The 23,775-nt window shown below is 61.0% G+C and carries 22 protein-coding genes; 12 read left to right on the top strand and 10 right to left on the bottom strand.

The features are described 5' to 3' along the window. Positions 1-8: 8 nt before the first annotated feature. The 4 genes from AC30D7_RS17875 to AC30D7_RS17860 form a co-directional block, all read right to left on the bottom strand. Positions 9-1,511 (bottom strand): CoA-acylating methylmalonate-semialdehyde dehydrogenase, encoded by a 1,503-nt coding sequence (locus AC30D7_RS17875; RefSeq protein WP_086945491.1) that lies wholly within the window; start codon positions 1,509-1,511, stop codon positions 9-11. Positions 1,512-1,555: 44 nt separating this feature from the next. Then, complete coding sequence (gene iolB, locus AC30D7_RS17870) at positions 1,556-2,365, bottom strand: 5-deoxy-glucuronate isomerase (RefSeq protein ID WP_490134937.1); 810 nt, start codon at positions 2,363-2,365, stop codon at positions 1,556-1,558. Next, positions 2,362-3,255 carry a myo-inosose-2 dehydratase gene (gene iolE / locus AC30D7_RS17865; RefSeq protein WP_490134936.1) on the bottom strand — a complete coding sequence of 298 codons (894 nt, stop codon included), beginning with the start codon at positions 3,253-3,255 and terminating at the stop codon, positions 2,362-2,364. Before iolE ends, iolB begins: the two co-directional genes overlap by 4 nt. A 204-nt stretch (positions 3,256-3,459) precedes the next feature. Next, entirely contained in the window at positions 3,460-5,397 is a 1,938-nt protein-coding gene (locus AC30D7_RS17860) for a bifunctional 5-dehydro-2-deoxygluconokinase/5-dehydro-2-deoxyphosphogluconate aldolase (protein ID WP_490134935.1), read from the bottom strand. Between the two features lie 311 nt (positions 5,398-5,708). Here AC30D7_RS17860 and AC30D7_RS17855 point away from each other — a divergent pair, with 311 nt between their 5' ends. Next, positions 5,709-6,629 (top strand): MurR/RpiR family transcriptional regulator, encoded by a 921-nt coding sequence (locus tag AC30D7_RS17855; protein WP_490134934.1) that lies wholly within the window; start codon positions 5,709-5,711, stop codon positions 6,627-6,629. 109 nt (positions 6,630-6,738) lie between these two features. Next, a complete protein-coding gene (locus AC30D7_RS17850; protein ID WP_490134933.1) occupies positions 6,739-7,350 on the top strand; it encodes a glutathione S-transferase in 612 nt (203 codons plus the stop codon). A gap of 121 nt (positions 7,351-7,471) precedes the next feature. On the opposite strand, the gene AC30D7_RS17845 is transcribed toward AC30D7_RS17850, so the two are convergent. After that, a complete protein-coding gene (locus tag AC30D7_RS17845; RefSeq protein WP_490134932.1) occupies positions 7,472-8,713 on the bottom strand; it encodes a M20/M25/M40 family metallo-hydrolase in 1,242 nt (413 codons plus the stop codon). A gap of 214 nt (positions 8,714-8,927) precedes the next feature. Further along, positions 8,928-10,001: a diguanylate cyclase gene (locus AC30D7_RS17840; RefSeq protein ID WP_490134931.1), complete on the bottom strand. Its 1,074-nt coding sequence runs from the start codon at positions 9,999-10,001 to the stop codon at positions 8,928-8,930. Positions 10,002-10,261: 260 nt separating this feature from the next. Between AC30D7_RS17840 and AC30D7_RS17835 the strand changes: the two genes are divergently transcribed. From AC30D7_RS17835 to hglS, 5 genes are all read left to right on the top strand, one after another. Further along, positions 10,262-11,206 (top strand): alpha/beta fold hydrolase, encoded by a 945-nt coding sequence (locus AC30D7_RS17835; RefSeq protein ID WP_490134930.1) that lies wholly within the window; start codon positions 10,262-10,264, stop codon positions 11,204-11,206. 231 nt (positions 11,207-11,437) lie between these two features. Continuing rightward, positions 11,438-12,937 (top strand): glycolate oxidase subunit GlcD, encoded by a 1,500-nt coding sequence (gene glcD, locus AC30D7_RS17830; RefSeq protein ID WP_490134929.1) that lies wholly within the window; start codon positions 11,438-11,440, stop codon positions 12,935-12,937. After that, positions 12,937-13,986, top strand: coding sequence for a glycolate oxidase subunit GlcE (gene glcE, locus AC30D7_RS17825; RefSeq protein ID WP_490134928.1), 1,050 nt, complete (start codon positions 12,937-12,939; stop codon positions 13,984-13,986). Before glcD ends, glcE begins: the two co-directional genes overlap by 1 nt. Before the next feature lies 1 nt (position 13,987). Next, positions 13,988-15,205 carry a glycolate oxidase subunit GlcF gene (glcF, locus tag AC30D7_RS17820; protein ID WP_490134927.1) on the top strand — a complete coding sequence of 406 codons (1,218 nt, stop codon included), beginning with the start codon at positions 13,988-13,990 and terminating at the stop codon, positions 15,203-15,205. A gap of 130 nt (positions 15,206-15,335) precedes the next feature. Continuing rightward, positions 15,336-16,727 (top strand): 2-oxoadipate dioxygenase/decarboxylase HglS, encoded by a 1,392-nt coding sequence (gene hglS, locus AC30D7_RS17815; RefSeq protein ID WP_490134926.1) that lies wholly within the window; start codon positions 15,336-15,338, stop codon positions 16,725-16,727. Between the two features lie 121 nt (positions 16,728-16,848). On the opposite strand, the gene AC30D7_RS17810 is transcribed toward hglS, so the two are convergent. Further along, positions 16,849-17,631, bottom strand: a complete 783-nt coding sequence (locus tag AC30D7_RS17810) for a tellurite resistance TerB family protein (protein ID WP_490134925.1) — start codon at positions 17,629-17,631, stop codon at positions 16,849-16,851. Positions 17,632-17,738: 107 nt separating this feature from the next. Between AC30D7_RS17810 and AC30D7_RS17805 the strand changes: the two genes are divergently transcribed. From AC30D7_RS17805 to AC30D7_RS17790, 4 genes are all read left to right on the top strand, one after another. Then, positions 17,739-18,104, top strand: a complete 366-nt coding sequence (locus AC30D7_RS17805; protein ID WP_018928044.1) for a VOC family protein — start codon at positions 17,739-17,741, stop codon at positions 18,102-18,104. 197 nt (positions 18,105-18,301) lie between these two features. Beyond that, a complete protein-coding gene (gene pcsA / locus AC30D7_RS17800; protein WP_018928045.1) occupies positions 18,302-19,024 on the top strand; it encodes a phosphatidylcholine synthase in 723 nt (240 codons plus the stop codon). An 11-nt stretch (positions 19,025-19,035) separates the two neighbouring features. Next, entirely contained in the window at positions 19,036-19,422 is a 387-nt protein-coding gene (locus AC30D7_RS17795) for a DUF488 domain-containing protein (protein ID WP_019582703.1), read from the top strand. Positions 19,423-19,631: 209 nt separating this feature from the next. Beyond that, a complete protein-coding gene (locus tag AC30D7_RS17790; RefSeq protein WP_490134924.1) occupies positions 19,632-20,558 on the top strand; it encodes a universal stress protein in 927 nt (308 codons plus the stop codon). A 143-nt stretch (positions 20,559-20,701) separates the two neighbouring features. On the opposite strand, the gene AC30D7_RS17785 is transcribed toward AC30D7_RS17790, so the two are convergent. Further along, positions 20,702-21,514: a class I SAM-dependent methyltransferase gene (locus AC30D7_RS17785; protein ID WP_490134923.1), complete on the bottom strand. Its 813-nt coding sequence runs from the start codon at positions 21,512-21,514 to the stop codon at positions 20,702-20,704. A 37-nt stretch (positions 21,515-21,551) separates the two neighbouring features. Then, a complete protein-coding gene (locus AC30D7_RS17780) occupies positions 21,552-21,824 on the bottom strand; it encodes a DUF4242 domain-containing protein (RefSeq protein WP_105349015.1) in 273 nt (90 codons plus the stop codon). Positions 21,825-22,057: 233 nt separating this feature from the next. On the opposite strand from AC30D7_RS17780, the gene AC30D7_RS17775 reads away from it, so the two are divergent. Further along, positions 22,058-22,516, top strand: a complete 459-nt coding sequence (locus AC30D7_RS17775) for a GNAT family N-acetyltransferase (RefSeq protein ID WP_490134922.1) — start codon at positions 22,058-22,060, stop codon at positions 22,514-22,516. Between the two features lie 17 nt (positions 22,517-22,533). Here the strand turns inward: AC30D7_RS17775 and AC30D7_RS17770 are convergent, their stop codons facing one another. Next, positions 22,534-23,742, bottom strand: coding sequence for a cytochrome c biogenesis protein DipZ (locus tag AC30D7_RS17770; protein WP_490134921.1), 1,209 nt, complete (start codon positions 23,740-23,742; stop codon positions 22,534-22,536). Positions 23,743-23,775: the final 33 nt, after the last annotated feature.

Genomic DNA, 23,775 nt, shown 5'->3' with positions numbered 1-23,775 from the left:
CACGTGAATTATTTGGCTGTCGGCATGCTGAATTCAGGGCCCTTGGCGATGCTGTCGGGCCAGCGCTGCATCACGCTTTTGTAGCGGCTGTAGAAGCGAATGCCTTCTTCGCCATACGCGTGGTGGTCACCGAACAGCGAGCGCTTCCAGCCGCCGAAGGAGTGCCAGGCCATGGGCACCGGAATCGGTACGTTGATGCCGACCATGCCGACCTTGATGCTGCGGGCAAACGAGCGGGCAATGCCGCCGTCGCTGGTGAAACAGGACACGCCGTTGCCGAATTCATGGGCGTTGATCAGCGCCACGGCGCTGGCGAAATCCGGTACGCGCACGATGCCCAGCACCGGTCCAAAGATCTCTTGCTGGTAAATGCTCATCTCGGTCGTGACCTTGTCGAACAACGTGGCGCCGACGAAGAAGCCGTTCTCGGCACCCGGCACCTTGAAGTTGCGCCCATCGACAATCAGCTGCGCGCCCTGGGCCACGCCTTCGCCGATAAAGCCCTCGACCTTGGCCTTGTGTTCGGCGGTCACCAGCGGCCCCATGTCGCTGTCGCCTTGCATGCCATTGCCGACCTTCAATTGATCGATACGCGGCAACAGTTTGGCAATCAACTGGTCACCGACATCACCGACGGCCACGGCAATCGAAATCGCCATGCAACGCTCACCGGCCGAGCCGTACGCCGCGCCGATCAGCGCGTCCGCCGCTTGATCCAGATCGGCATCGGGCATGACGATCATGTGGTTCTTCGCCCCGCCCAGCGCCTGTACGCGTTTGCCGCGCGAGGTGGCTTGCTGGTGGATGTACTCGGCAATCGGCGTCGAGCCAACAAAGGAAATCGCCTCGATGTCCGGGTGTTGCAGCAAGGCATCGACCGCCGCCTTGTCGCCCTGGACCACGTTGAACACACCGTCCGGCAACCCGGCTTCGGTGAGCAAACGAGCCATCAACAAACTGGCGGATGGATCACGCTCAGACGGTTTGAGGATGAAGCAGTTGCCGGTGACCAGCGCCAACGGGATCATCCACAGCGGCACCATCACCGGGAAGTTGAACGGCGTAACGCCCGCGCAGACGCCCAATGGCTGGCGCAGGTTCCAGTTGTCGATGCCACCGCCGATGTTGTCGCTGAAATCGGTTTTCAGCAGGTTCGGCGCACCGCAGGCGTATTCGACGATTTCGATGCCACGGGTCACTTCGCCCTTGGCGTCGGAGAACACCTTGCCGTGTTCGCGGCTGATGATTTCGGCCAGTTCGTTGTGATGACGATCGAGCAATTCCTTGAACTTGAACATCACCCGCGAACGGCGCAGGGACGATTGCTCGGCCCAGGCCGGGAACGCCTTCATGGCCGAAGCGACGGCCTCGTCCACGGTCTTCTGGCTGGCCAGCCCGACCCGCGCCTGAACGCTGCCGGTGGCCGGATTGAAGACATTGCTGAACCGCTCGCTACCACTGTCCTGCACCTGACCGTCGATGTAATGGCCTATGACCGGGGCGTCGCTCATTGTTCTTGTTCTCCGTTCGAATATTGGAATGCAGGCGTTGTAATTCAGAGATCCAGAAGCCAGCTGTGCTGCGGATCGTTATGGAACTGCCAGACGCGTTTCGGGCCGGCCATCACGTTCAGGTAATACGACTCATAGCCGTAGGGCACGCTGACCGGGTGATAACCCTTGGGCACCACAACCAGATCGCTGTTTTCCACCGCCATGGCCTGATCGATACTGCGATCGTCGGTGTAGACCCGCTGGAACACGAAGCCCTGGGGCGGGTTGATCTGGTGGTAATAGGTTTCTTCGAGAAAGCTCTGGTGCGGCAGATCGTCGGTGTCGTGCTTGTGCGGCGGGTAGCTCGACGAGTGACCGGACGGCGTACGCACTTCCACCACCAGCAGCGAATGGGCGGGCTCGGTGTCCGGCAAAATGTCGCAGACATAACGGGTGTTGGCACCCTTGCCGCGCACGCTGCGTTTCATGCTGTCGGGCTTGATCAGCCTTGGGCCGAGGTTTTCGGCGGTGGAACCGGGCGCCGCGCAGACAGCGATTTGCACGTCGCTCAACGCCACCACTTGGGCCTGGCTGCCGGGTGGCAAATACACGGCGAACGGCGATTTGTCTTCGAACACCGACTGACGATCGCCGATGTTGTCCCAGTCGAACGCGCCCTGCCCCGGTGCTTCACCCTTGATGCCGACCCGACCGCTGAGCAGCACCAGGCACAATTCCTTGTCGCCCGCGCTGACCGGAAGGGTTTCGCCAAGACTCAGGCGGTAAGCGGCAAAACCGACGTATTCCAACGCACCCTGACCCAGCTCGACCATGGTCCGACCGCGGGCATTGCTCTTGACCAACAGGCTCATTGCGCGGTCCTCTCGTCGAGCAAGGTCCGCAGGGTGTCGTAGCCTTTTTTGGCGTAGACGTAACTCGGTGCCACCGCCGGATCCTGCTCAGCTTCCACCACCAGCCAGCCGTGGTAATCGGCGCCCAGTAGCACGTCGAGCAAGGCGCCGAAGTCGATGTCGCCATCACCAGGCACGGTGAAGGTGCCGTTGATGATGCAGTCCGGGAAGCTCCAAAGATTGTTGCGCGCCAGTTGCACCACCGGTTTGCGCACGTCCTTGAAATGCACGTGGCAGACCCGTTCGATGTGTTTGCGCAATACCTGCAACGGCTCGCCGCCGCCCATGTAGCAGTGGCCCGAATCGAACAACAGGCCGACTTCGCTGCCGGTCAATGCCATCAGTTTGTCGATGTCGGCCGGGGATTCGACGTAGGCACCCATGTGATGGTGATACGCCAGACGCACACCCTGGGACAGGGTGAAACGCGCCAGTTCGGTGAGTTTGTCGGCGTATTCTTGCCAGGCCTGCTCGGTGTGGAAACGCGGGCGCTCGACCAGTGGAATGCGCTGGCCTTGAATGGAGTCGGCGACTTCGCCATAGACCAGCACCTTGGCGCCGTTCTTCGCCAGCAGCTCGACATGGCTGCCGATGGCGTCGATTTCCTCGGCCACGGAACGGCGGGCCAGACGGCTGGAATACCAGCCCGACACCAGCGCCAGGTCGTAAGGCCGCAGCACATCGCCGACGCCCTTGGCGTCCTTGGGAAACTTGCCGTTGAGTTCGAAGCCCTCGTAGCCGATGTCCTTGCCTTCGCTGAGGGCGGTGCTCAACGGCGTCTCGCCACCGAGGGACGGCAGGTCGTCGTTGCTCCAGGAGATCGGGTTGATGCCAATTCGGATAGCGGGCATGGCTGCACCTTTTATTGTTTTCTCAAAAATGTTCAACCGATCACCTGTGGCGAGGGAGCTTGCTCCCGCTGGACTGCGAAGCAGTCCCGAATCAATCAGCCCGGTGTATCAGGTAAACCGCATTCACAGGTTTGCGACTGCTTCGCAGCCGAGCGGGAGCAAGCTCCCTCGCCACAAAAAGCCCAATCGACCACATAACTTTGTTCAGGCTCGGGCCGTGCGCCAGGCATCGATCAGTTCGACGAAGGTGCCCTGCACCTGGCGAATCAGCGCCTCGTCGTCGATTTCACCGGCCAGCCACGCGCGGCTCGGTTCCTGGAAGATCGTCCGGCCCACGGCGAAACCACGGCAGGTCTGGCTCTGGCTGGCCTGTTGGAACCCTTCGGCCAGGGTCGCCGCCGGGGCATTCAGGCCCAGCAGCACCACGCCACGGCAATACGGGTCGCGTTCCTGGATCAGCTCGTCGAGTTGTTTCCACTCCTCGGCGCTTTGCGCTTCGATCTTCCACCACGCCGGGTAGATGCCCAGGTTGTAGAGGCGCTTGAGGGCGCGATAGAGCACGTCTGGATGCGGTGATGGGTGATCCTTGGGCGGGATGATCTCCAGCAGCAACTCATGCCCGCTGACTTGCGAGGCCTGATACAGGCCCTTGATCTGCGCTTCCTGCTCCAGACGCAGCAGCGGCTCGTCGTCGGGATGGAATTGCACCAGGCACTTGATGATCTGTTCCTGCGGCCAGGCGATCAGGTTGCTGCCGATCGAACGCCCGTGTTCGAACGCCAATGGCCGCGAACCCTGCACTTCCACCGGCCGTGCCACCCACCAGCCGCGACCGGTGGCGGCATTCAGCGAGTCCTGGCCGAAACGTTGATCGGCCAGCAAGCCGACATCGGCGTCGACGCCCTGCTCACGCAAATCCGCCTCGACCCGTTCCACGGCCTTGATAAAGAGTTGTTTGAGTTCGCAGATAGCGCTCAGGTCGCGTCCGCCCTTGTGGGCCAGCTCTACCAGTTGCCCGCGATGATCGAAGGCAAAGATAAACAGTTGCTTCCACTGTTTACGCGGCACGCTGACCTGATGCAGACGCTGCAATGTCACGTCCTGATCCGGCCGGGTGATCGGCACCGGGCTGTTGAACAGGTAATCGAGTTCGGCGCGGGTCGGCATCGCCGGAGCGCAGGCATGGCGCGATACCACCAGACCGCCGCAGGCATTGGCCAACTGGCAGCAGCGCTCGTCGCTGGCGTCCTCCAGCCAGCCACTGAGGAAACCCGACATGAAGGCATCGCCGGCGCCCAACACATTCAGCACTTCGACGCGCACACCGGGATAGATCGCGCCGTCTTCGAGACGCACCGGGATCGCTCCGTGGATCACCGTGCAACCTTGCGGACCGAGCTTGACCACCAGGGTTGCCGCGCTCAGGCGCCGGACATTGCGCAGCGCGGTGAGCAGATCCTCGGCGCCGCCGGCGATCAGGAATTCTTCTTCAGTGCCGACGATCAGGTCGAAACGCGGGAGGATTTTCTGCACGTGCTGGCTGACGTTCTGGTCGGCGACGAAACGGGTTTCGCCGTCTGCCTTGCCGGCCAGACCCCAGAGCACCGGGCGGTAGTCGATGTCCAGCACCCGTTTGACGTTATGCTTTTCGGCATAGTCCAGCGCCTGAATGCTCGCCTTGTAGACGCCGTCGGTGGAGAAATGGGTGCCGGTGATCAGCAGGGCTTTGCTGGAAGCGATAAAGGCTTCGCTGATGTCTTCGGCGCGCAACGCCATGTCGGCGCAATTTTCGCGATAGAACACCAGGGGAAAGGTTTCGCGATCCTTGAGGCCCAGCAGGACCATGGCGGTCAGGCGTTCCGGATCGACCTTGATGCCGCTGACGTCGCAGCCTTCGCGGACCAGGGATTCAACGAGGAAACGGCCCATGTGGTCGTCCCCTACCCGGCTCAGCATCGCCGACTTCAGCCCCAGCCGCGCGGTGCCGAAGGCGATGTTGGCGGACGAACCGCCCAGGTACTTGGCGAAGCTGCTCACATCCTCCAGCCGCGCCCCGACTTGTTGCGCATAAAGATCGACGCCAAGGCGTCCGAGGCAAATCAGATCCAATTGACGCCCACTGGCAAAACGAGTCTGGCCCATGCTGGCTCCTGTTATTTTTATCAGCCTGCGTTCGGGGCGATGAAGGCGCCGAACACTCTTGGTGGATGCAGACTAAAACGACCGGGGCCGAACAATCAATATTTATTCTATATATTTTTTACGTGGAATATTTTTTCCAATAAACTTTGATACAAGCGTTCCAGACACCGTGCATCGTTTCAGCAGACCCCAGGCCGATTGCAAGCTCAAGATTTTATTCCGGCCTACCCTGTAGACTGCGCACAGCCAACCTATTGTCAGGGGATGACGAGAACCGTCATCCCTATAAGAACAAGCCAGAAGGATTTCTTATGTCCCGCACCGATCAGCCGGCTACGACCGAGAGCTCGCCCGACAGCGATCTCGCCAGCCCTCCGATCAATGCCGAGCGTCTGTTGCAGCTGATCACCGAGGAGTACGAAAGTCTGCCGCGCCAGCTCAAACGCATCGCCAGCTACATGAGCCAGCAGAGCGACCGGATCATGGTCGACCGCATCAGCGACATCGCCCGCGAATGCGAAGTGCACCCGTCGGCCATCGTGCGCTTTTCCCAGCGCTTCGGCTTCAGCGGGTTCAGTGAAATGCAGGCGCTGTTTCGCGAGGCCTACACCCACAAGACCACGCCGGTGCAGAACTACCAGCAACGCATCCGCAGCATGATCGCCAACAAGTCGCAGAAGGCCAGCGGCGGCGACCTGGCGCGCGAATGCATCAACGCCACCCTGTCGGGTATCGAGCGTTTGGGGCTGGAACTCGATGACCAGGCTTTCGACAAGGCCGCGGACCTGGTGGTGAATGCCGACAACATCTACGTGGTCGGGGTGCGTCGCTCGTTCGCGGTGGCCGATTACCTGGTCTACAACCTGCAACACACCAACAAGCGCATCCACCTGGTGTCGGGCCTTGGCGGCAGCTACCGCGAGCAGATGCGCAGCGTGCGCGCCAACGACCTGGTGATCGCCATCAGCTTCACGCCCTATGGCAAGGAAACCCAGCACTGCCTGCGCATCGCCCAGCACCATCAGGCGAAAACCCTGATCATCACCGACAGCAACCTCTCGCCATTGGCCAAGCGCGCCAACACCGTGCTGCTGGTCAACGAGGGCAGTTCGTTTGCCTTCCGTTCATTGAGTGCCACCCTGTGCCTGTGCCAGGCGCTGTTCATCGCCGTGGCTTATCGACTGGAATTGAAGGTCGATGAGATTCATGAACAGGCAGGCTTTGAGGATTAGCCTTCGAGGATGAACAATAGGCCTGAGAATTAGCGCGAAACCGCTTGCAGGTCGCTGAACCTCGGCTAAGGTTGTCCCTCCCCAAGGACCGTCTGTAAGGAGAGGCTCAATGAAACTGATCGGCATGCTGGATTCGCCCTACGTGCGGCGCGTCGCCATTTCCGCCAAATGCCTGGGCATCCCGCTGGAACACGCGTCGGTTTCGGTGTTCAGGCACTTCGAGCAGTTCCAGCAGATCAACCCGGTGGTGAAGGCGCCGACGCTGGTGCTGGATGACGGTGAGGTGTTGATGGATTCAACGCTGATCATCGATTACCTCGAAGCCTTGGCCGCTCCGGGTAAAAGCCTGATATCCGACAATCCGGTTCAACGCTTGCGCTCGCTGCGGCTGATCGGCCTGGCATTGGCGGCGTGCGAGAAGTCGGTGCAGCTTTACTACGAACGCAACCTGCGGCCAGCGGAAATTCAGTACGCGCCTTGGGTGAAACGGGTCGAAGGGCAATTGGCGGCAGCGTATTCGGCGCTGGAGCGGGAGCTGGAAAAGCAGCCGCTGAAGACCGATGGCTCGATTGCGCAGGACGGGATTAGCTTGGCGGTGGCCTGGAGCTTTACCAACCTGGTGGTGCCGGATCAGGTGGAGGCCAAGCAGTTTCCACTGATCAACGCGTTTACGGCGTATGCCGAGGGGCTTGAGGTGTTTGTCGATACACCGATCGAGTAGGCGGATGGGTTGCGCCTGAACTGCCGTCTTCGCGGGCAAGCCTCGCTCCTACAGGATTTTGCGCATAACTTGTAGGAGCGAGGCTTGCCTGCGAAGTTTGTCGATCAGCGGGCAGTGTGGCTTATTGCTTGGCCAATTCCATAATCATCCGCGACAGCAAATAAATCCGCGGCGCCACACTTTCTACCTCGGCATATTCCTCGGGCGTATGGATATTGCCGCCGACAATCCCGAACCCGTCCAGCGTCGGCGTACCAACACCCGCGGACAAACTCGCATCTGCCGCCCCGCCGCTGCCTTCTTCCGTCAACTTGCGGCCAATTTCGCCGTAAATGCCTTGAGCCATGGCCATCAAGCGATCCGATTCCGCCGTTTGCGGCATCGGTGGCAAGCCGCGCTTGAGGCTGGTGGTGACTTGCGTATCGGCAATCAGTTTGTCCTTCGACACCCGCGCCAGGTCCTTTTCGATCCGGTCGAACTCCTCCGGCACCGCCGCCCGCACATCAGCCTTGGCCGTAGCCTGATCCGGAATCACGTTGGTGCGGTCGCCGGCCTTGAGCACGGTGAAGTTGATGGTGGTTTTCTTCGCTTCATCGCCCAGTTTGCCGAGTTGCAAAATCTGGTGCGCGGCTTCCATGGCAGCGTTACGCCCCAATTCCGGGGCAACGCCCGCATGCGCAGCCTTGCCTTTGACCTCGACCACGGCAGTGGCGCTGCCTTTGCGCCAGACCACCAGGCCATCGGCCGGGCGGCCCGGTTCGAGGTTGAGGGTCACATCGTGGGCCTTGGCGGTTTTCTTGATCAGGTCGGTGGCGACGTCCGAGCCGGTTTCTTCACTGGCATCGAGCAGGAAGGTGATCTGCGCGTAGTCCTTGAAGTCGAGGTTCTTGAGGATTTTCAGCGCGTAGATCCCGGCGACGATGCCGCCCTTGTCGTCCATCACGCCCGGCCCATAGGCGCGGCCGTCCTTGATGTGGAACGGACGCTCGGCGGCGGAGCCTTCCTTGAACACAGTGTCCATGTGCGCCATCAGCAGGATTTTCGCCTTGCCGGTGCCTTTGAGGGTAGCCAGCACATGGTTGCTCTCGTCCGGGGTGTTGGGCACCAGTTCGATGGTGGCACCCAGTTTCTTCAACTCTTCGATGGCGATGTCACTCACCTGGGTCAGGCCCGGTTCATAGCCGGAGCCGGAGTCGATGTTCACCAGCCGTTCCAGCAGTTTCAGGGCTTCAGCCTTGTACTGTTCAGCATCGGCGAGGACTTGTTTGTGGGGTTCGGCGAAGGCTGCCGGGGTGAAGGTGCCGAGGGCGAGGGTCAGGCCAAGACTGGTGGCCAGGAAGGAACGCGGGAGCTTGAACGTCATGAATCGATCCTTGTTTCGTGTCGGGGTCTTTAGACCCTACCTGACTACGACGCAAGGCTCTACACCGGATGCGACACATACACACTTGATTCACCGAAGAACCAATGTGGGAGCGGGCTTGCTCGCGAAAGCGGTGTATCAGCCAATGATAATGTCGGTTGACACTCCGTCTTCGCGAGCAAGCCCGCTCCCACAGGGGACTTGTGCGATGGGATTAAACAGAGTCGAGCAGCTCTTTATGCGGCTTGCCGTTACTGTGGCAAATGACGCGATTACGTCCGGTGGTCTTGGCTTCGTAGAGCGCCTGATCGGCGTCGTTGAGCCACAGGGTCGCGTCGTCATGGTCCGGGTTGAAGGCCGCCAGGCCGATGCTCAAGCTGACTTTCAGCGCCGGGTTGCGCTCATAACCCAACGTGGCGAATCGGGCACGCAGCGCATCCATCGCCACAGCGGCGCGCTCCAGTGGCAGGTCCGGCAGCAACACGCAGAATTCGTCGCCGCCATAGCGCCCGGCGACATCGGTGGCACGCAGGTTCTGCTTGAGGATTTTGCTCAGCTGACGCAAGACGATATCCCCGGCGACATGGCCATAGGTATCGTTGATGGTCTTGAAATGGTCGATGTCGATCAACGCAATCGCCCCGCCCTGCTGCTGGCGTCGGCAACGCTGAAACTCGATTTCCAGCTGGTCTTTCCAGGCGCCGTGGTTCAACAGGCCGGTCAGGCTGTCGGTGCGGCTCAGGGCCAGCAATTCTCGCTTGTGTTGGCCGAGGGTGTGGGCCTGACGGAAGCAGATCCAGCCCAGGGACAGCGGATAAATCGACAGTAAAGGTAAACAGGCGTATAGCTGAAATGGACTGGTCTGCGGGACAAAAGCCGGCATGAACACCAGCAGCCCGAGGCCTATCCCGAGGATCTGCGCGACGGCGCCCGCCAACAGAAAACGCAAGCCACCGATGGCCACGTTGTGCATCGCCATCATCGACAGCGTGGCCGCGCTGGGCAGCGGATTGAACTGCATGGCGGCCACCCAGAAACCACCGAGAAACGCATCCACCAGGATGTTGCGGTGTTCGGCGTGGTAAGGAACCTTCGCCCGACGTGCCCATTGATAGGCCACATGCGGCCAGATGATGCCATTGAACAGCATCACCACCCAGACCCAGGGCGCCGGGTCGAGTGGATACATCCCCGCACCGACGCACAACAGCCCGAGGGCCAGACCGAGGATGCGCGACCCATAAAGCCTCCTGGCCAATGAAAGTCCCTTTCCTCCCTTTTTTTCCATAGAGGCCTCTGTACTACTGAACCGAGCCTGACAACACATGGGTGAAAGTGTTTGAAGTCTATCAGGGGAACGGCGAATAGCCATCACCGGATGACGGTCTGACAGCTGGTAGCTCCAATAGTGTGGCATCGCGATGAGGCGAGTGCCCAATGTTTGTCTATACATGAAGTAAGGGATCGATAAACCACGATAAACAGGAGGCCGCTGCAGAGGCTCCGCCAACCACCCTCCGTCCTGATCACTGCAAAAGGAATAGCCCGATGCTTTTGTTGGTTGTCGTTATCGCCGTTTTCGTGGCCTGGAGCTGGTTAAGCTATCCGGCCATCGGTTACTGGCTCTATGACTTGAACATGGCGCTGGAGGCCCGGCTGTATCGGTTGCACAAGCTTATCGTGCCGATCACCGAAATGACCGTCTCGACCTGGCAAGGCGGCCCCTACGAAGCCTCCAGCAACATACTGATGCTGCACGGCTACAGCGCCGACAAGAATATCTGGCTGCGCTTCGCCCGGCATTTCGTCAACGACTACCGGGTGATCATCCCCGACCTCGCCGGCCATGGCGAAACCGGCTTCAAGGCCGGTGGTGGCTACGACATTCCGGTCCAGGCCAAACGATTGATCCAGTTGCTCGATGTTTGCGGCGTCGAGAAGGTGCACGTGATCGGCAATTCCATGGGTGGCTACATCGCGGCATGGCTGGCGGTCAATTACCCCGAGCGTATCGTTTCACTGGCGCTGCTCGATCCGGCTGGCGTCACTGCTCCTGAACCCAGCGACATGGAGCGCCACCTGGCTCGCGGCCATAACCCGTTCCTGATTCATTCCCGTGAAGAGTTCCAGCATTTCTACGCCATGACCATGGTTTCGCCGCCATGGGTGCCGGGGATCGTGCTGGACGCCGTCGCCCAGCGCTATGAACAGCAGCGCGACGAGCTGGAAGAAATCTTCAGGGACTTCCGGGCCAGCCCGCCGATGGAGCCAAAACTGCCCGATATCAAATGCCCGGCGCTGCTGCTTTGGGGGCGCAAGGATCGTTTGATCGACGTCAGCAGCGTACCGGTCTGGAGCAAGGGCATCGCCGATCTGCGGGTGGAAATCTGGGACGGTGTCGGCCACATGCCGATGGTTGAGCAGCCGACCAAAACAGCACGCTTGTACCGAGAGTTTTTGCGGGCGCATCACATGACCCCCACCGCCTCATAGCAGCTGCCGAGCCTGCGAGGCTGCGTTCGCCGGTAGCAGCTGTCGAGCTTGCGAGGCTGCGTTCGGCTGCGCAGCAGTCGTGAATCCGGCTGACGCAGTTTGCCTGATGCACTGCAAGCTCTGGTTTTACGACTGCTACGCAGCCGAACGCAACCTCGCAAGCTCGGCAGCTGCTACGGGTTGGCAGATAATTCGGGGGGGATGCTCGGCGATTCATACGAGGCGCGATTGATGAACATTCTTTACGACGAACGCATCGACGGCGCCCTGCCCAATGTCGACAAGGCCGTGTTGCTCAAGGCCTTGCAACAGCAGGTGCCGGACCTGGACATCCTCTGGCGCGAGGAAGAACTCAAGCCCTACGAATGCGACGGTCTCTCGGCCTATCGCACCACGCCGATGCTGGTGGCCCTGCCCCGGCATCTGCAACAGGTGCAGGCGCTGCTCAGGCTGTGCCATGCCCGGAACGTGCCGGTGGTGGCGCGCGGGGCCGGCACCGGGTTGTCCGGCGGTGCGCTGCCGCTGGACAAAGGCGTGTTGCTGGTGATGGTGCGATTCAACAACATCTTGCACATCGACCCCGCCGCCCGCACCGCACGGGTCCAGCCAGGGGTGCGCAACCTGGCGATTTCCCAGGCAGCGGCGCCCTTCGGTTTGTATTACGCACCGGACCCGTCCTCGCAAATCGCTTGTTCAATCGGCGGCAACGTCGCGGAAAACGCCGGTGGCGTGCATTGCCTCAAGTACGGCCTGACCGTGCACAACCTGCTGAAACTCGAAATTCTGACCCTTGAAGGTGAACACCTGACCCTCGGCGCCGACTCGCTGGACGCGCCGGGGTTTGACCTGCTGGCGCTGTTCACCGGCTCCGAAGGCTTGTTGGGGATCATCACCGAAGTCACGGTCAAACTGCTGCCCAAACCCCAGGTCGCCAAAGTCCTGCTGGCCAGTTTCGATTCCGTGGAAAAGGCCGGTCGCGCGGTGGCCGAGATCATCGCCGCCGGGATCATTCCCGGTGGCCTGGAGATGATGGACAACCTGGCGATCCGCGCCGCTGAAGACTTCATCCACGCCGGTTACCCGGTGGATGCCGAAGCGATCCTGCTGTGCGAACTGGACGGCGTCGAAGCCGATGTCCATGACGATTGCGAACGAGTCCGCGAGGTCTTGCAACAGGCCGGCGCCAGCGAGGTGCGCCAGGCCCGGGACGAGGCCGAGCGTGTGCGGTTCTGGGCCGGGCGCAAAAACGCCTTCCCGGCCATCGGCCGTCTCTCGCCGGATTACTACTGCATGGACGGCACCATCCCCCGTCGCGAACTGCCCGGCGTACTCAAGGGCATCGCCAACCTGGCGCAAGAATACGGCTTGCGGGTGGCCAACGTGTTCCACGCTGGCGACGGCAACATGCACCCGCTGATCCTGTTCGACGCCAACCAGCCCGGCGAACTGGAACGGGCCGAAGCCCTTGGCGGCAAGATCCTCGAACTGTGCGTGAAAGTCGGCGGCAGCATCACCGGCGAGCACGGCGTGGGCCGGGAGAAAATCAATCAGATGTGCGCGCAGTTCAACAGTGATGAGTTGACCTTGTTTCACGCGGTGAAAGCCGCGTTCGATCCGCAGGGTTTGCTCAACCCCGGCAAGAACATCCCGACCCTCCACCGCTGCGCGGAATTCGGCGCGATGCACATTCACGCAGGAAAACTGCCGTTCCCTGAGCTGGAGCGTTTCTGATGGCGGATTTCGATGCCAGTGAAGCCCTGCTCGATCAGGTCAGGCAGGCGCTGGAAAACGCCACGCCGCTGCGTATTCAGGGGGGTAACACCAAAGCCTTTCTTGGCCGTGAAGTGGCCGGCGAAGTGCTCGACACCCGCGCCCACTGCGGCATCGTCAGCTATGACCCGACGGAACTGGTGATCAGCGTTCGCGCCGGCACACCGCTGAGCGAACTGTTTGCCGCGCTGGATGCCGCGGGGCAAATGTTGCCCTGCGAGCCGCCGTCGTTCGGCGAAGGCGCCACGGTCGGCGGGATGATCGCGGCGGGGCTGTCCGGGCCACGGCGCCCGTGGGCCGGCTCGGTGCGGGACTTTGTCCTCGGTACGCGGGTGATCAGCGGTCTGGGCACTCACCTGCGCTTTGGCGGCGAAGTGATGAAAAACGTCGCCGGTTATGACCTGTCGCGCCTGATGGTCGGCAGTTACGGCTGCCTTGGCGTGCTGACTGAAGTCTCGCTCAAAGTGCTGCCCAAACCCCGGCAATGCCTGAGCATCAGCCTGGACATCGACTGCGCCCGCGCCTTGGCCAATCTGGCGCAATGGGGCCAGCAACCGCTGCCCATCAGCGCTGCCAGCCACGATGGCCAGCGTTTGTACCTGCGCCTGGAAGGCGGCGAAGGCTCGGTCGCGGCGGCCCATCAACGGCTCGGCGGCGAGCCGCTGGACTCGGCCTATTGGTCCGACCTGAACGAACAACGACTAGACTTTTTCAATGAAGGCCTGCCGTTGTGGCGCTTGTCATTGCCCAACAACCTCGGGCCACTGGACTTGCCCGGCGAGCAGTTGATCGACTGGGGTGGCGCGCAACGCTGGTTGAAATCAGCAGCCGATAACATTCAATCACTGGCTCAGCAGCACGGCGGCCACGCCACCTGCTTCAGTCATGGCGTCACAGAAACGCCTTTCCAGCCCCTGGCCCCGGCGCTGCTGCGCTATCACCGGCAACTCAAGGCGCAACTCGACCCCCAAGGGCTGTTCAACCCCGGCCGGATGTACGCGGAGTTGTAAGATGCAAACCAATCTCAGCGAAGAGGCCCGACAACTGCCCCGCGCCGAAGAAGCGGACAAGATCCTGCGCACCTGTGTGCACTGCGGTTTTTGCAACGCCACCTGCCCGACCTACCAACTGCTCGGCGACGAGCTGGACGGACCGCGCGGGCGTATCTACCTGATCAAGCAAGTGCTCGAAGGCGCCCCCGCCACGGCCCAGGCCCAATTGCACCTGGATCGCTGCCTGACCTGCCGCAACTGTGAAACCACCTGCCCGTCCGGGGTGGATTATCACAACCTGCTGGACATTGGCCGCGCCGTGATCGATCAAGCAGTGCCGCGCCCGGCCAGTCAACGGCTGTTGCGTCAGGGCCTGCGGGCACTGGCGCCGAACCCGAACCTGTTCAAGACCCTGCTGCAGATCGGCGCCACTTTCCGGCCGTTGTTGCCACGGGGGGTAGAGGCGAAGTTACCCCACGACCTCCCTGCTCCGGGCGAACGCCCTGTCCCTCGGCATGCTCGCCGGGTGTTGATGCTCGAAGGCTGCGTGCAGCCCGGCCTGTCACCAAACACCAACGCCGCGACGGCGCGGGTGCTGGATCGGTTGGGAATCAGTGTGATTGCGGCGCCTGAAGCCGGTTGTTGCGGCGCGCTGGACTATCACCTCGACGCCCAAGCCATGGGCCTGGACCGCGCCCGACGCAACATCGACGCCTGGTGGCCGCACCTGGAAAGCGGCGCCGAAGCCATCGTGCAAACCGCCAGCGGCTGCGGCGCATTCATCAAGGATTACGGGCATCTGCTGGAGCGCGACCCGGTTTATGCGGCCAAGGCCCGGCGAGTCAGCGAAATGGCCCTGGACCTGGTGCAAGTGCTGGCCGATGAGCCGTTGGAGCGAGTCTGCGCCGCCACCGACCGACGGATCGCCTTTCACTGCCCCTGCACCTTGCAGCACGCACAGAAACTCGGCGGCGCGGTCGAGGCCGTGCTGACGCGGTTGGGCTTCAATCTCACAGCTGTGCCCGACAGTCATTTGTGCTGCGGCTCGGCGGGCACCTATTCGATCACCCAACCGGAGCTGGCCCGGCAACTGCGCGACAACAAACTCAACGCCCTGGAAAGCGGCCACCCCGACGTCATCGCCACCGCCAACATCGGCTGCCAGAGCCACCTCAACAGCGCCGGACGCACCCCAGTCAGGCACTGGATCGAATTGGTGGACCAAGTGCTGCGTTGACCGAACACTTCCGCGTTGCAAGAACAGTCCTTGGCAGAATGAAGTTCGTCAGAAACTTCGTTTGTCGGCGCCGCCGAAGGCTGCGATCTTTTCCGGCATCCGTTACGTCACTGCGCCAGGAATTTTTTTCATGAGCCACCCGAATTTCGTCAGCCCTGACCTGATCCGCCAACGCTTCTCCAAAGCGATGTCCGACATGTACCGCGAAGAAGTGCCGCTGTACGGCGCGCTGATGGAACTGGTGGAACAGACCAACCGCCACGTGCTGGACAGCGACCCGCAAATCGCCCGCCAGCTGCACAGCACCGGGGAAATCCAGCGACTGGACCTGGAACGCCACGGTGCAATCCGCGTCGGCACCGCCACTGAACTGGCAACCCTCGCCCGCCTGTTCGCGGTGATGGGCATGCAACCGGTGGGCTATTACGACCTGACCCCGGCCGGCGTGCCGGTGCATTCCACCGCGTTCCGTGCCGTGCATGAGGCGGCGTTGCAAGTCAGCCCGTTCCGGGTGTTCACCTCGCTACTGCGCCTGGAACTGATCGAAGACACCGAACTGCGGGCCTTTGCCCAATCAGTGCTGGACCAGCGTTCAATCTTCACCCCGGCTGCGCTGACGCTCATCGAGCGCGCCGAAACCCAGGGAGGGCTGACCGAATACGAGGCGCAGGACTTCGTCGCACAAGCCTTGGAAACCTTCCGCTGGCACCACAGCGCCACCGTCACCGCCGAGCAGTACCAACAACTCAGCGCCCAGCATCGACTGATCGCCGACGTGGTGGCGTTCAAAGGCCCGCACATTAACCACCTGACGCCGCGCACCCTGGACATCGACATCGTCCAGGCACAAATGCCCGCCCATGGCATTACCCCCAAAGCGGTGATCGAAGGCCCACCCCGCCGCCAATGCCCGATTCTGCTGCGTCAAACCAGCTTCAAGGCGTTGGACGAGCCGATTGCTTTTACCGATCAAGCCGAGATGCGTGGCAGCCACAGCGCCCGCTTCGGTGAAATCGAACAGCGCGGCGCAGCGCTCACGCCTAAGGGCCGGGCGCTTTACGACCGTTTGCTCAACGCTGCCCGGGATGAGCTCAAGGAGTTCCCCAACGAAGCCAATGCCGCACGCTACAATGCGCTAATGACGCAGCATTTTGGCGAATTCCCTGACACCGTAGAAGAAATGCGCCAACAGGAACTGGCGTACTTTCGCTACTTCGTGACCGAAAAAGGCCTGGCGGCGGATGGGCTGAAAGACGCGTCTCTGGAGGATTTGCTCCGCGACGGGTATGTGCGGGTTGAACCGCTGGTGTACGAAGATTTCCTGCCGGTCAGTGCGGCGGGGATTTTTCAGTCGAACCTGGGGGACGCGGCGCAAACCCACTATGGTGTGCACTCGAACCAACAGGCGTTCGAAAAGGCGCTGGGACGGTCGACGATTGATGAGTTGGGCTTGTATGCCGAGACGCAGCGGCGATCGATCGAACAGTGTTTTGCAGCATTGGGCTTGAAGGTTACCGATTAGGCGTTATGGCCGCGAAAAGATCGCAGCCCTGCGGCAGCTCCTGCAGAAATACGTATTTCATGCAGGAGGGGCCGCCCCGTCGTTCGTCGCGTCGTTGCCGGCACGGCACGTTTTCGACCTTTTAAGCCGCACCGCCCTTGGCCTGTTGCTCCAGGTGCAGTTGCAGCTCTGGATCGATCTTCAGCGCAGCGGCCAGTTCGTCCAGATAATTGCGCTCGGCATCCTGCTGATCGTCCACCAGCATCACGCTGGCCAGGTACATCTCGGCGGCCATGCCCGGGTCCTGGGCGGACTGCGCCACATCGGCGGCATCCAGCGGCCGGGCGACTTCGTCATCGAGCCATTGTTGCAGTTGCGGGTCGTCGGTATGGCGGCCGATTTCAGTGCTGATCATTTGTTTCTCGGCGTCGTCGATACGGCCGTCGGCCTTGGCGGCGGCGATCAAGGCGCGAAGGATGGCGTGGCTGTGGTCTTCGATTTCCGGACCGGACAACAGATCAACGGTACGCGGCGCCTGTTGGGGTGCCGAAGCCTGGCTGCGTTGCCATGCCTGATAGGCCTGGAACGCCATCATCCCCAAAGAGGCCAACGCCGCATAGTTGGTGCCGCCCGAGCGCGTTTGGCTTGAACCGCCCGAAGGGGAACCGCCGCCCAACAGACCACCGAGCAAACCTCCCAGACCTCCGCCGCCAGCACCTCCACGCGCGCTGCCACCCAACAGGCCACCGAGCAAGCCACCCAAATCGCCCAAGCCGCCTTGAGTCGACGCCGCACCACCACCTTGTTGCGACAACGAGCCCTGGCCGGCCCGCAGTAATTGCTCAAGCAAATCGCTGGTGTTCATGACGACGTCCTCATTGATGGGCAGAAACCAAGTCAGGCAACGATAGTCCTCGCCGGACATTCCGCCAACTCCGTCTGGCTGACGTCAAAAGGTGCCCCTTCACACTCCTGACAGAAACTGACAGCGCCTCCTTTTATGCTGCGTCCACCTTCTAATGGAGCAACCCCATGATCACTCCCCGTTTCATTTTGCTTTTCGTGGACAATCCCGCCGTCAGTGCACGGTTTTATGAGTTTCTGCTGGAGCGCAAGCCCGTGGAAGAGTCGCCGACCTTCGCCCTGTTTGTCCTGGACGACGGCTATAAATTGGGGCTCTGGTCGCGGCATACCGCCGAACCTGCAACGACTGTAACGGGCGGCGGAACCGAGCTGGCGTTCCCGGTGGAGTCCGCCGAGCAGGTCGATGCACTGTTTGCCAAGTGGAGCGCCCTGGGGCTGACCATGCTGCAAACACCGACCGAACTCGATTTCGGTCGCACCTTCGTCGCCCTTGACCCGGATAGCCATCGGCTGCGTGTGTTCTTTCCTCATTAAGCTGACAACACAGGCAGACAACGCTCATGACGTACCCCGGATATTTCCGGGGTATTTTTTTGCGCGGCGTCTAAGATTCAAAGGTGGTGAACCTTATCCCCGAAAATCCGGTCGATACCTGCAACCCGATCCGGTTTGCCGACGCCCTCAATAGCAGGGTGATAACTGGCTTGCTTCATTTTCTGGAGAACGCCCCCGTGATATCCACCGTACACATCGCCAGGCTCAAAGCATGGGGCGCCCATGGTTTTACCGCCACCGGCGTGGTCACTGCTTTCCTCGCGACCCTCGCCCTGCTGGAGAACCAGCCCACCCATTGCCTGCTGTGGCTGGGCGTGGCGCTGATCGTCGACGGGCTGGACGGCGCGCTGGCACGCAAGGTCAATGTGCAATCGGTGCTGCCGAGTTTCGACGGCTCGATCCTCGACCTGGTGATCGACTACCTGACGTATGTGTTTATCCCGGCGCTGTTCATCTACCGTTACATCCCGTTGCCGGACTACACCCTGCTGCTGACCGTGTCGCTGATTCTGGTGTCGTCGCTGTTCTGCTTCTGCAACGTCAACATGAAGAGCAAGGACAACTACTTCCAGGGCTTCCCCGCTGCGTGGAACGTGGTTGCGCTGTGCCTGTACATCATCGGTCCGTCGCCGTGGATCACGTTGCTCACCGTGATCGGCCTGGCGCTGTTGACCGTGACTCGAATGAAATTCCTGCACCCGTTCCGCGTGCGCCGCTTCATGCCGATCAACATTGCCGTGACGGCCATCTGGTTGCTGTGCAGCTTGTCGCTGGTGCTCAACCATCCGGTCATCAATCCACTGGTGATGGGCCTGTGGCTGCTGATGTCGGCGTACTTCCTGGGGATCTGCATCTGGCGCACGGCGCTGGAGTGGTTCGACGGCTCGCGGCTCAAATAGGCACTACGATCATGCCCATCCATATCGTGCGACTCGGCTCACCCCGCACCGCAAATGAAGGCCTGCGCCTGGGCACGGTACGCCGCCCGCCCCGTGGCGTACCGAAGGCCGAATTCGCCAGCCGTGATTTCTATGATGTGTGGCAACCGCTGCTGTCCCCCAGCCCCGAACTGGTGGCCGAAGCCAAAGCGGCAGAAGATGCCAAAGCCTGGGAGAACTTCAAGCGCAAGTTCAAGGCCGAGATGAACCATCCCGCGCCCAGTCAGCTACTGGACCTGTTGGCCGCCCTCTCCCATCAAACCTCACTGGCCGTGGGGTGTTACTGCGAAGACGAGGCGCACTGCCATCGCTCCGTATTACGGGAGTTACTGGAGGCTCGGGGCGCAAAGGTTGTTTAGATAAAAAGAACACCAAAATCCCCCTGTGGGAGCGGGCTTGCTCGCGAAGGCTGTCTGTCTGGCACATCGATGTTGGATATGCCGACGCCTTCGCGAGCAAGCCTGCTCCCACATTAGAACCGGACGAGGGGTTGATCATGGTCAATAATCAAAGGATTGAGATGTATTGAACGACCACCGTCTGCTCGTTTACCCACGGGAGGTTTGTCATGTCTGGTCAACCGCGCTTCATGCTGGTCGCCTCACCGCTGATGGAACACAGCCCCGCCTTCGACCGGGCCGCGATGCTGGCCAAGGCCGAGGGGGCGGCCCTGCACATCGTGGCCTTCGACTATCTGGAAGGCCTGGCGACCGCCAGCCTGGTCAACGAAAAGGCCATGGAGCAGATGCGCTTGGGCTATGTCGAGCGCCACCGCCAGTGGCTTGAAGAACAGGCCCACCCCTTGCGCAAGATAGGTGTGAACGTCACCACCGAGGTGGCCTGGGTCGAGAATCCGCTGGAGGAGATCCTGATTCACCTCAAAGAGCAGCCGATGGACGTACTGATCAAGGCGCTGGATCATCCATCGCGGCTGTCGCGGCTGGTGTTTACCCCCCTCGACGTGCATTTGTTGCGTGAATGCCCGGTGCCGCTGCATTTCGTCAGCCATGCCACTCGCGCGTTGCCGCGTAAGATCGTCGCGGCGATCGACCCGTTTCACCGCGATGATCAATACAACAGTTTCAACGACCGGATCCTTCACGAAGCCTCAAAACTGGCGAGCGCCTGCAATGCCGAACTCGATGTGGTCTACGCCTATGACCTTTCATCCATCAGCGCGGACGAGTTCAACTTCTATAACGGTTCGGCGCTTTTCTCTTCGGACCAGGTCAAGACCCTGTTCGACCTCCAGGAGAATGCCTTCAACGAACTGGCCGCGCGCAACGGCATCGCGCCGGAGCAGCGGCACATGATCATGGGCAACCCCACCAAGGTACTGACCCACTACACCGAGACCCATGATGTGGATGTGATCGTCATGGGCAGGATCGGCCATCGCGGCATGGGCCGGTTGATCGGCAGCACGGTGGAGCATGTGCTGTACAAAATGCCATGCAGCGTGTGGGTGGTGTATACCGAATCACTGGATGAGTGACAATGCCATTAAGTTAAGGCACAGAGCCTGTAGGAGCGAAGCTTGCCCGCGAAGAATACACCGCGGTTTTTCAGGTATTACGCGTCATCGTTCTTCGCGGGCAAGCCTCGCTCCTACAGGATTTTCGTCGCTCCGTTCCCGGTTCAACGCCGGGTGATCACCACCTCCAGGTATTCGCTTGGCACCACCAACGACCGCTCCCCCGCTCGGTTCAGGCGCTTGAGCAGTTCCGTCAGGTCGTTTTCCAGGGCGGCGGCCCCTTCAGGTGGCAGGGTCGCAAAGGCCTTGTGAACCGGGCCATACCAGGTGCGGAAGGTGTCGATGAAATGAGCCGCCGAGCGATAGCGGAAATTGAACAATCGCCGCGCTACCTGAAGCACAAAGTCACGCTGGTCGAACTGTGAGTGCAACCATGCTTCGGAGCCCCAGTTTGAAGGCGGTTGCGCGCCCACGGGTGGCGGCATGTGGCGCCCCAGCACCTTGAACATCTGCCCGACAAAGCCTTCGGGCGTCCAGTTGGCAAGGCCGATCCGGCCTCCCGGGCGGCACACCCGCGCCAATTCCGCGGCAGCCTTTGGCTGATCCGGGGTAAACATCACCCCAAAGGTCGAGAGCACGGCATCGAAACTGGCATCCTCGAAAGGTAGCGCCTCGGCGTCGGCCACCTGAAAGGTCACGTTCAGGTGTTCCGCCCGTGCCCGGTCTTCGCCGCGCTCAAGCAGCTTGGCCACATAGTCGGTGGACGTGACCTTACAGCCCCGGCGCGCAGCGGCAAGCGTGGCATTACCGTTGCCCGCAGCGACGTCCAGCACGAGCTCATCGCAAAGCAGGTCGCAGGCTTCAGCCAGTTGTTCGCCGACGATCTGTAACGTGGTGCCGATCACGGCATAGTCGCCGCTGGCCCACGCAGTCATCTGACGGTTTTTCAGGGCGGTGAGGTCAATGGGTGTACTCATGAAGTCTGCTCCGCTGCGGGTTGTAACGGGTCCCGGCTCACTCCGCCGTGGTGGGGTCGATGATGCTCATGACTCGGGAGACGCTGTTGATCGGAAAGCCACCTTGTTTGGCATGCTCCCTGATGAGTTCCTCACTCGGCGCGATATAAACGCAGTAAATCTTGTCGCCCGTGACATAACTCTGCTGCCATTGCACTTCTGGCCCTAACCCGCGCAATACATCGCAGGATTTTTGCGAGATCGCTTTGAGTTCCTGTTGTGGCAGTGCGCCGGCTCCCGGAAGCTCGCGTTCAATAATGAACTTAGGCATAACCCTCTCCCTTTCATGATCGTGATGGCAGGGTCGCAAGTGACCCCGTCCACAAACTAAAGCTCCCGGATAGGTATCCGTCCTGCCCGGTCGTCCGGCAGACTCACGAAATGCAACGATCTCCGATGCATGGTCATGCATCTGTAACACCGGATTAACACCCCGGAACCCGGAATTGCCGATGCGCCCTGAATCAGCTCTTATGGGCCACCGTTTTTTGAAAGGATTCCCCCATGCCTCACCTGGACTGGCTCGCTCACCACATGCACCACAGCGACATCTTTGCTTCATGGATTCACCAACAATTCCACTATGAATACGCCGACCAGCCCTTGCCTCAGTGGCAACGGGAATTCGCTGACGGCCAATTAGACGGCACGTGGCAATGTTTGATCGCCCTGGATGAAGACCGCCTGCTGGGTGGTGCGGCACTGGCCGCCGCCGATCTGACTCAACGGCCTGACCTCGGTCCTTGGCTGGCCTGTGTGTTCGTCACACCCCAAGCGAGAGGAAAAGGATTGGCGGAGCGATTGATTGAGGGGATATGCGCGCAGGCCAGGGAACGTGGCGTGGCGAAGATCTATTTGCACACCCGGGACCAGAGCGATTACTACGCCAGACGCGGGTGGACAGTGCTGGAGCGTTTTCAGGCCTGGGAAAACGATCAATGGCTCATGGTGCGCAACCTGTGAGCCATTGATTGAAAAGGTTACGCTGCAGGCGCCTTGGCCTCTTCCAACAGCTGCCGGATCATCTGCTCCTGAGTCTCGTAGCGACCCTCGCCAAAGTGGCTGTAACGCACCTGCCCCTTGGCATCGATCAGGTAGTGAGCCGGCCAGTATTGGTTGTCGAAGGCGCGCCAGATCGCGTAGTTGTTGTCGATCGCCACTGGGTAGGTGATGCCGAGCTTTTTCACCTGATCGCGAACGTTGTCGAGGATGCGTTCGTAACCGTATTCCGGGGTGTGCACGCCGACCACCACCAGGCCGTCCTTTTCATATTTTTTCGCCCAGTCCTTCACGTAGGGCAAGGTGTGCTGGCAGTTGATGCAGTCATAGGTCCAGAAATCCACCAGCACCACCTTGCCGCGCAGGGAGTCGTTGCTCAGCGCTGGCGAGTTGAGCCATTCGACTGCGCCGGAGAGTGACGGCATCGCACCTTTGGCCGCGTCCATCGGGTCGGCCTTGACCTTGCTGACCAGGTAATCGACCACTTTCGGCACGGTTTCCAGCACCTGCTGTTCCACCGAGGTAACACCTTCGGAGGAGGTGCCAGCGAGCAATCTGTTATCGGTTCCGGTGGCGATGACCGCCGCCGCGACCAACACCCCAGCACCGGCGCCGCGACGCAGCCAACCGGTGACCGGAATCGACGGTTTCAAGCGATTGACCAAGCCGCGACCGGCGAAGATCAAGGTGCCCAGTGACAACGCGCTGCCCAGGCCATACGCCACCAGCAGCAAGCTGGTCTGGGCATTGGCGCCTTGCAGCATGGCGCCGGTGAGGATCACCCCGAGGATCGGCCCGGCACACGGTGCCCAGAGCAGCCCTGTGGCGACACCGATCATGAGCGAACCCAGCGGGCCGGACATTTTGCGGGTGTTGGGGTCGAGGCGATTGCCCAGCAACACGAACGGCCGCGCCAGCCAGCCGCCAATACGGGCGGAGATCAGCGACAGCGCAAACAGCACCATCACGATCAACGCCACATGGCGACCGGTGTTGTTGGCTTGTATCACCCAATCGCTGCTGACCACGGCCAGGCTGGAGATCAGGGCGAAGGTCAGGGCCATGCCGCCGAGGGTGAGCAGGATCGAGGTGCGTGTGCGTTTAACACCGGCAAACAAAAACGGCACGACCGGGAGGATGCAGGGGCTGAGGACGGTCAAAATGCCGCCCAGGAATGCGATGAGAAACATGGGTTCACCTTGAGAATACAAGTCCCATGTGGG

Source organism: Pseudomonas sp. DF5 (assembly GCF_058148225.1).
This window is presented reverse-complemented; position numbering and strand designations above follow the sequence as displayed.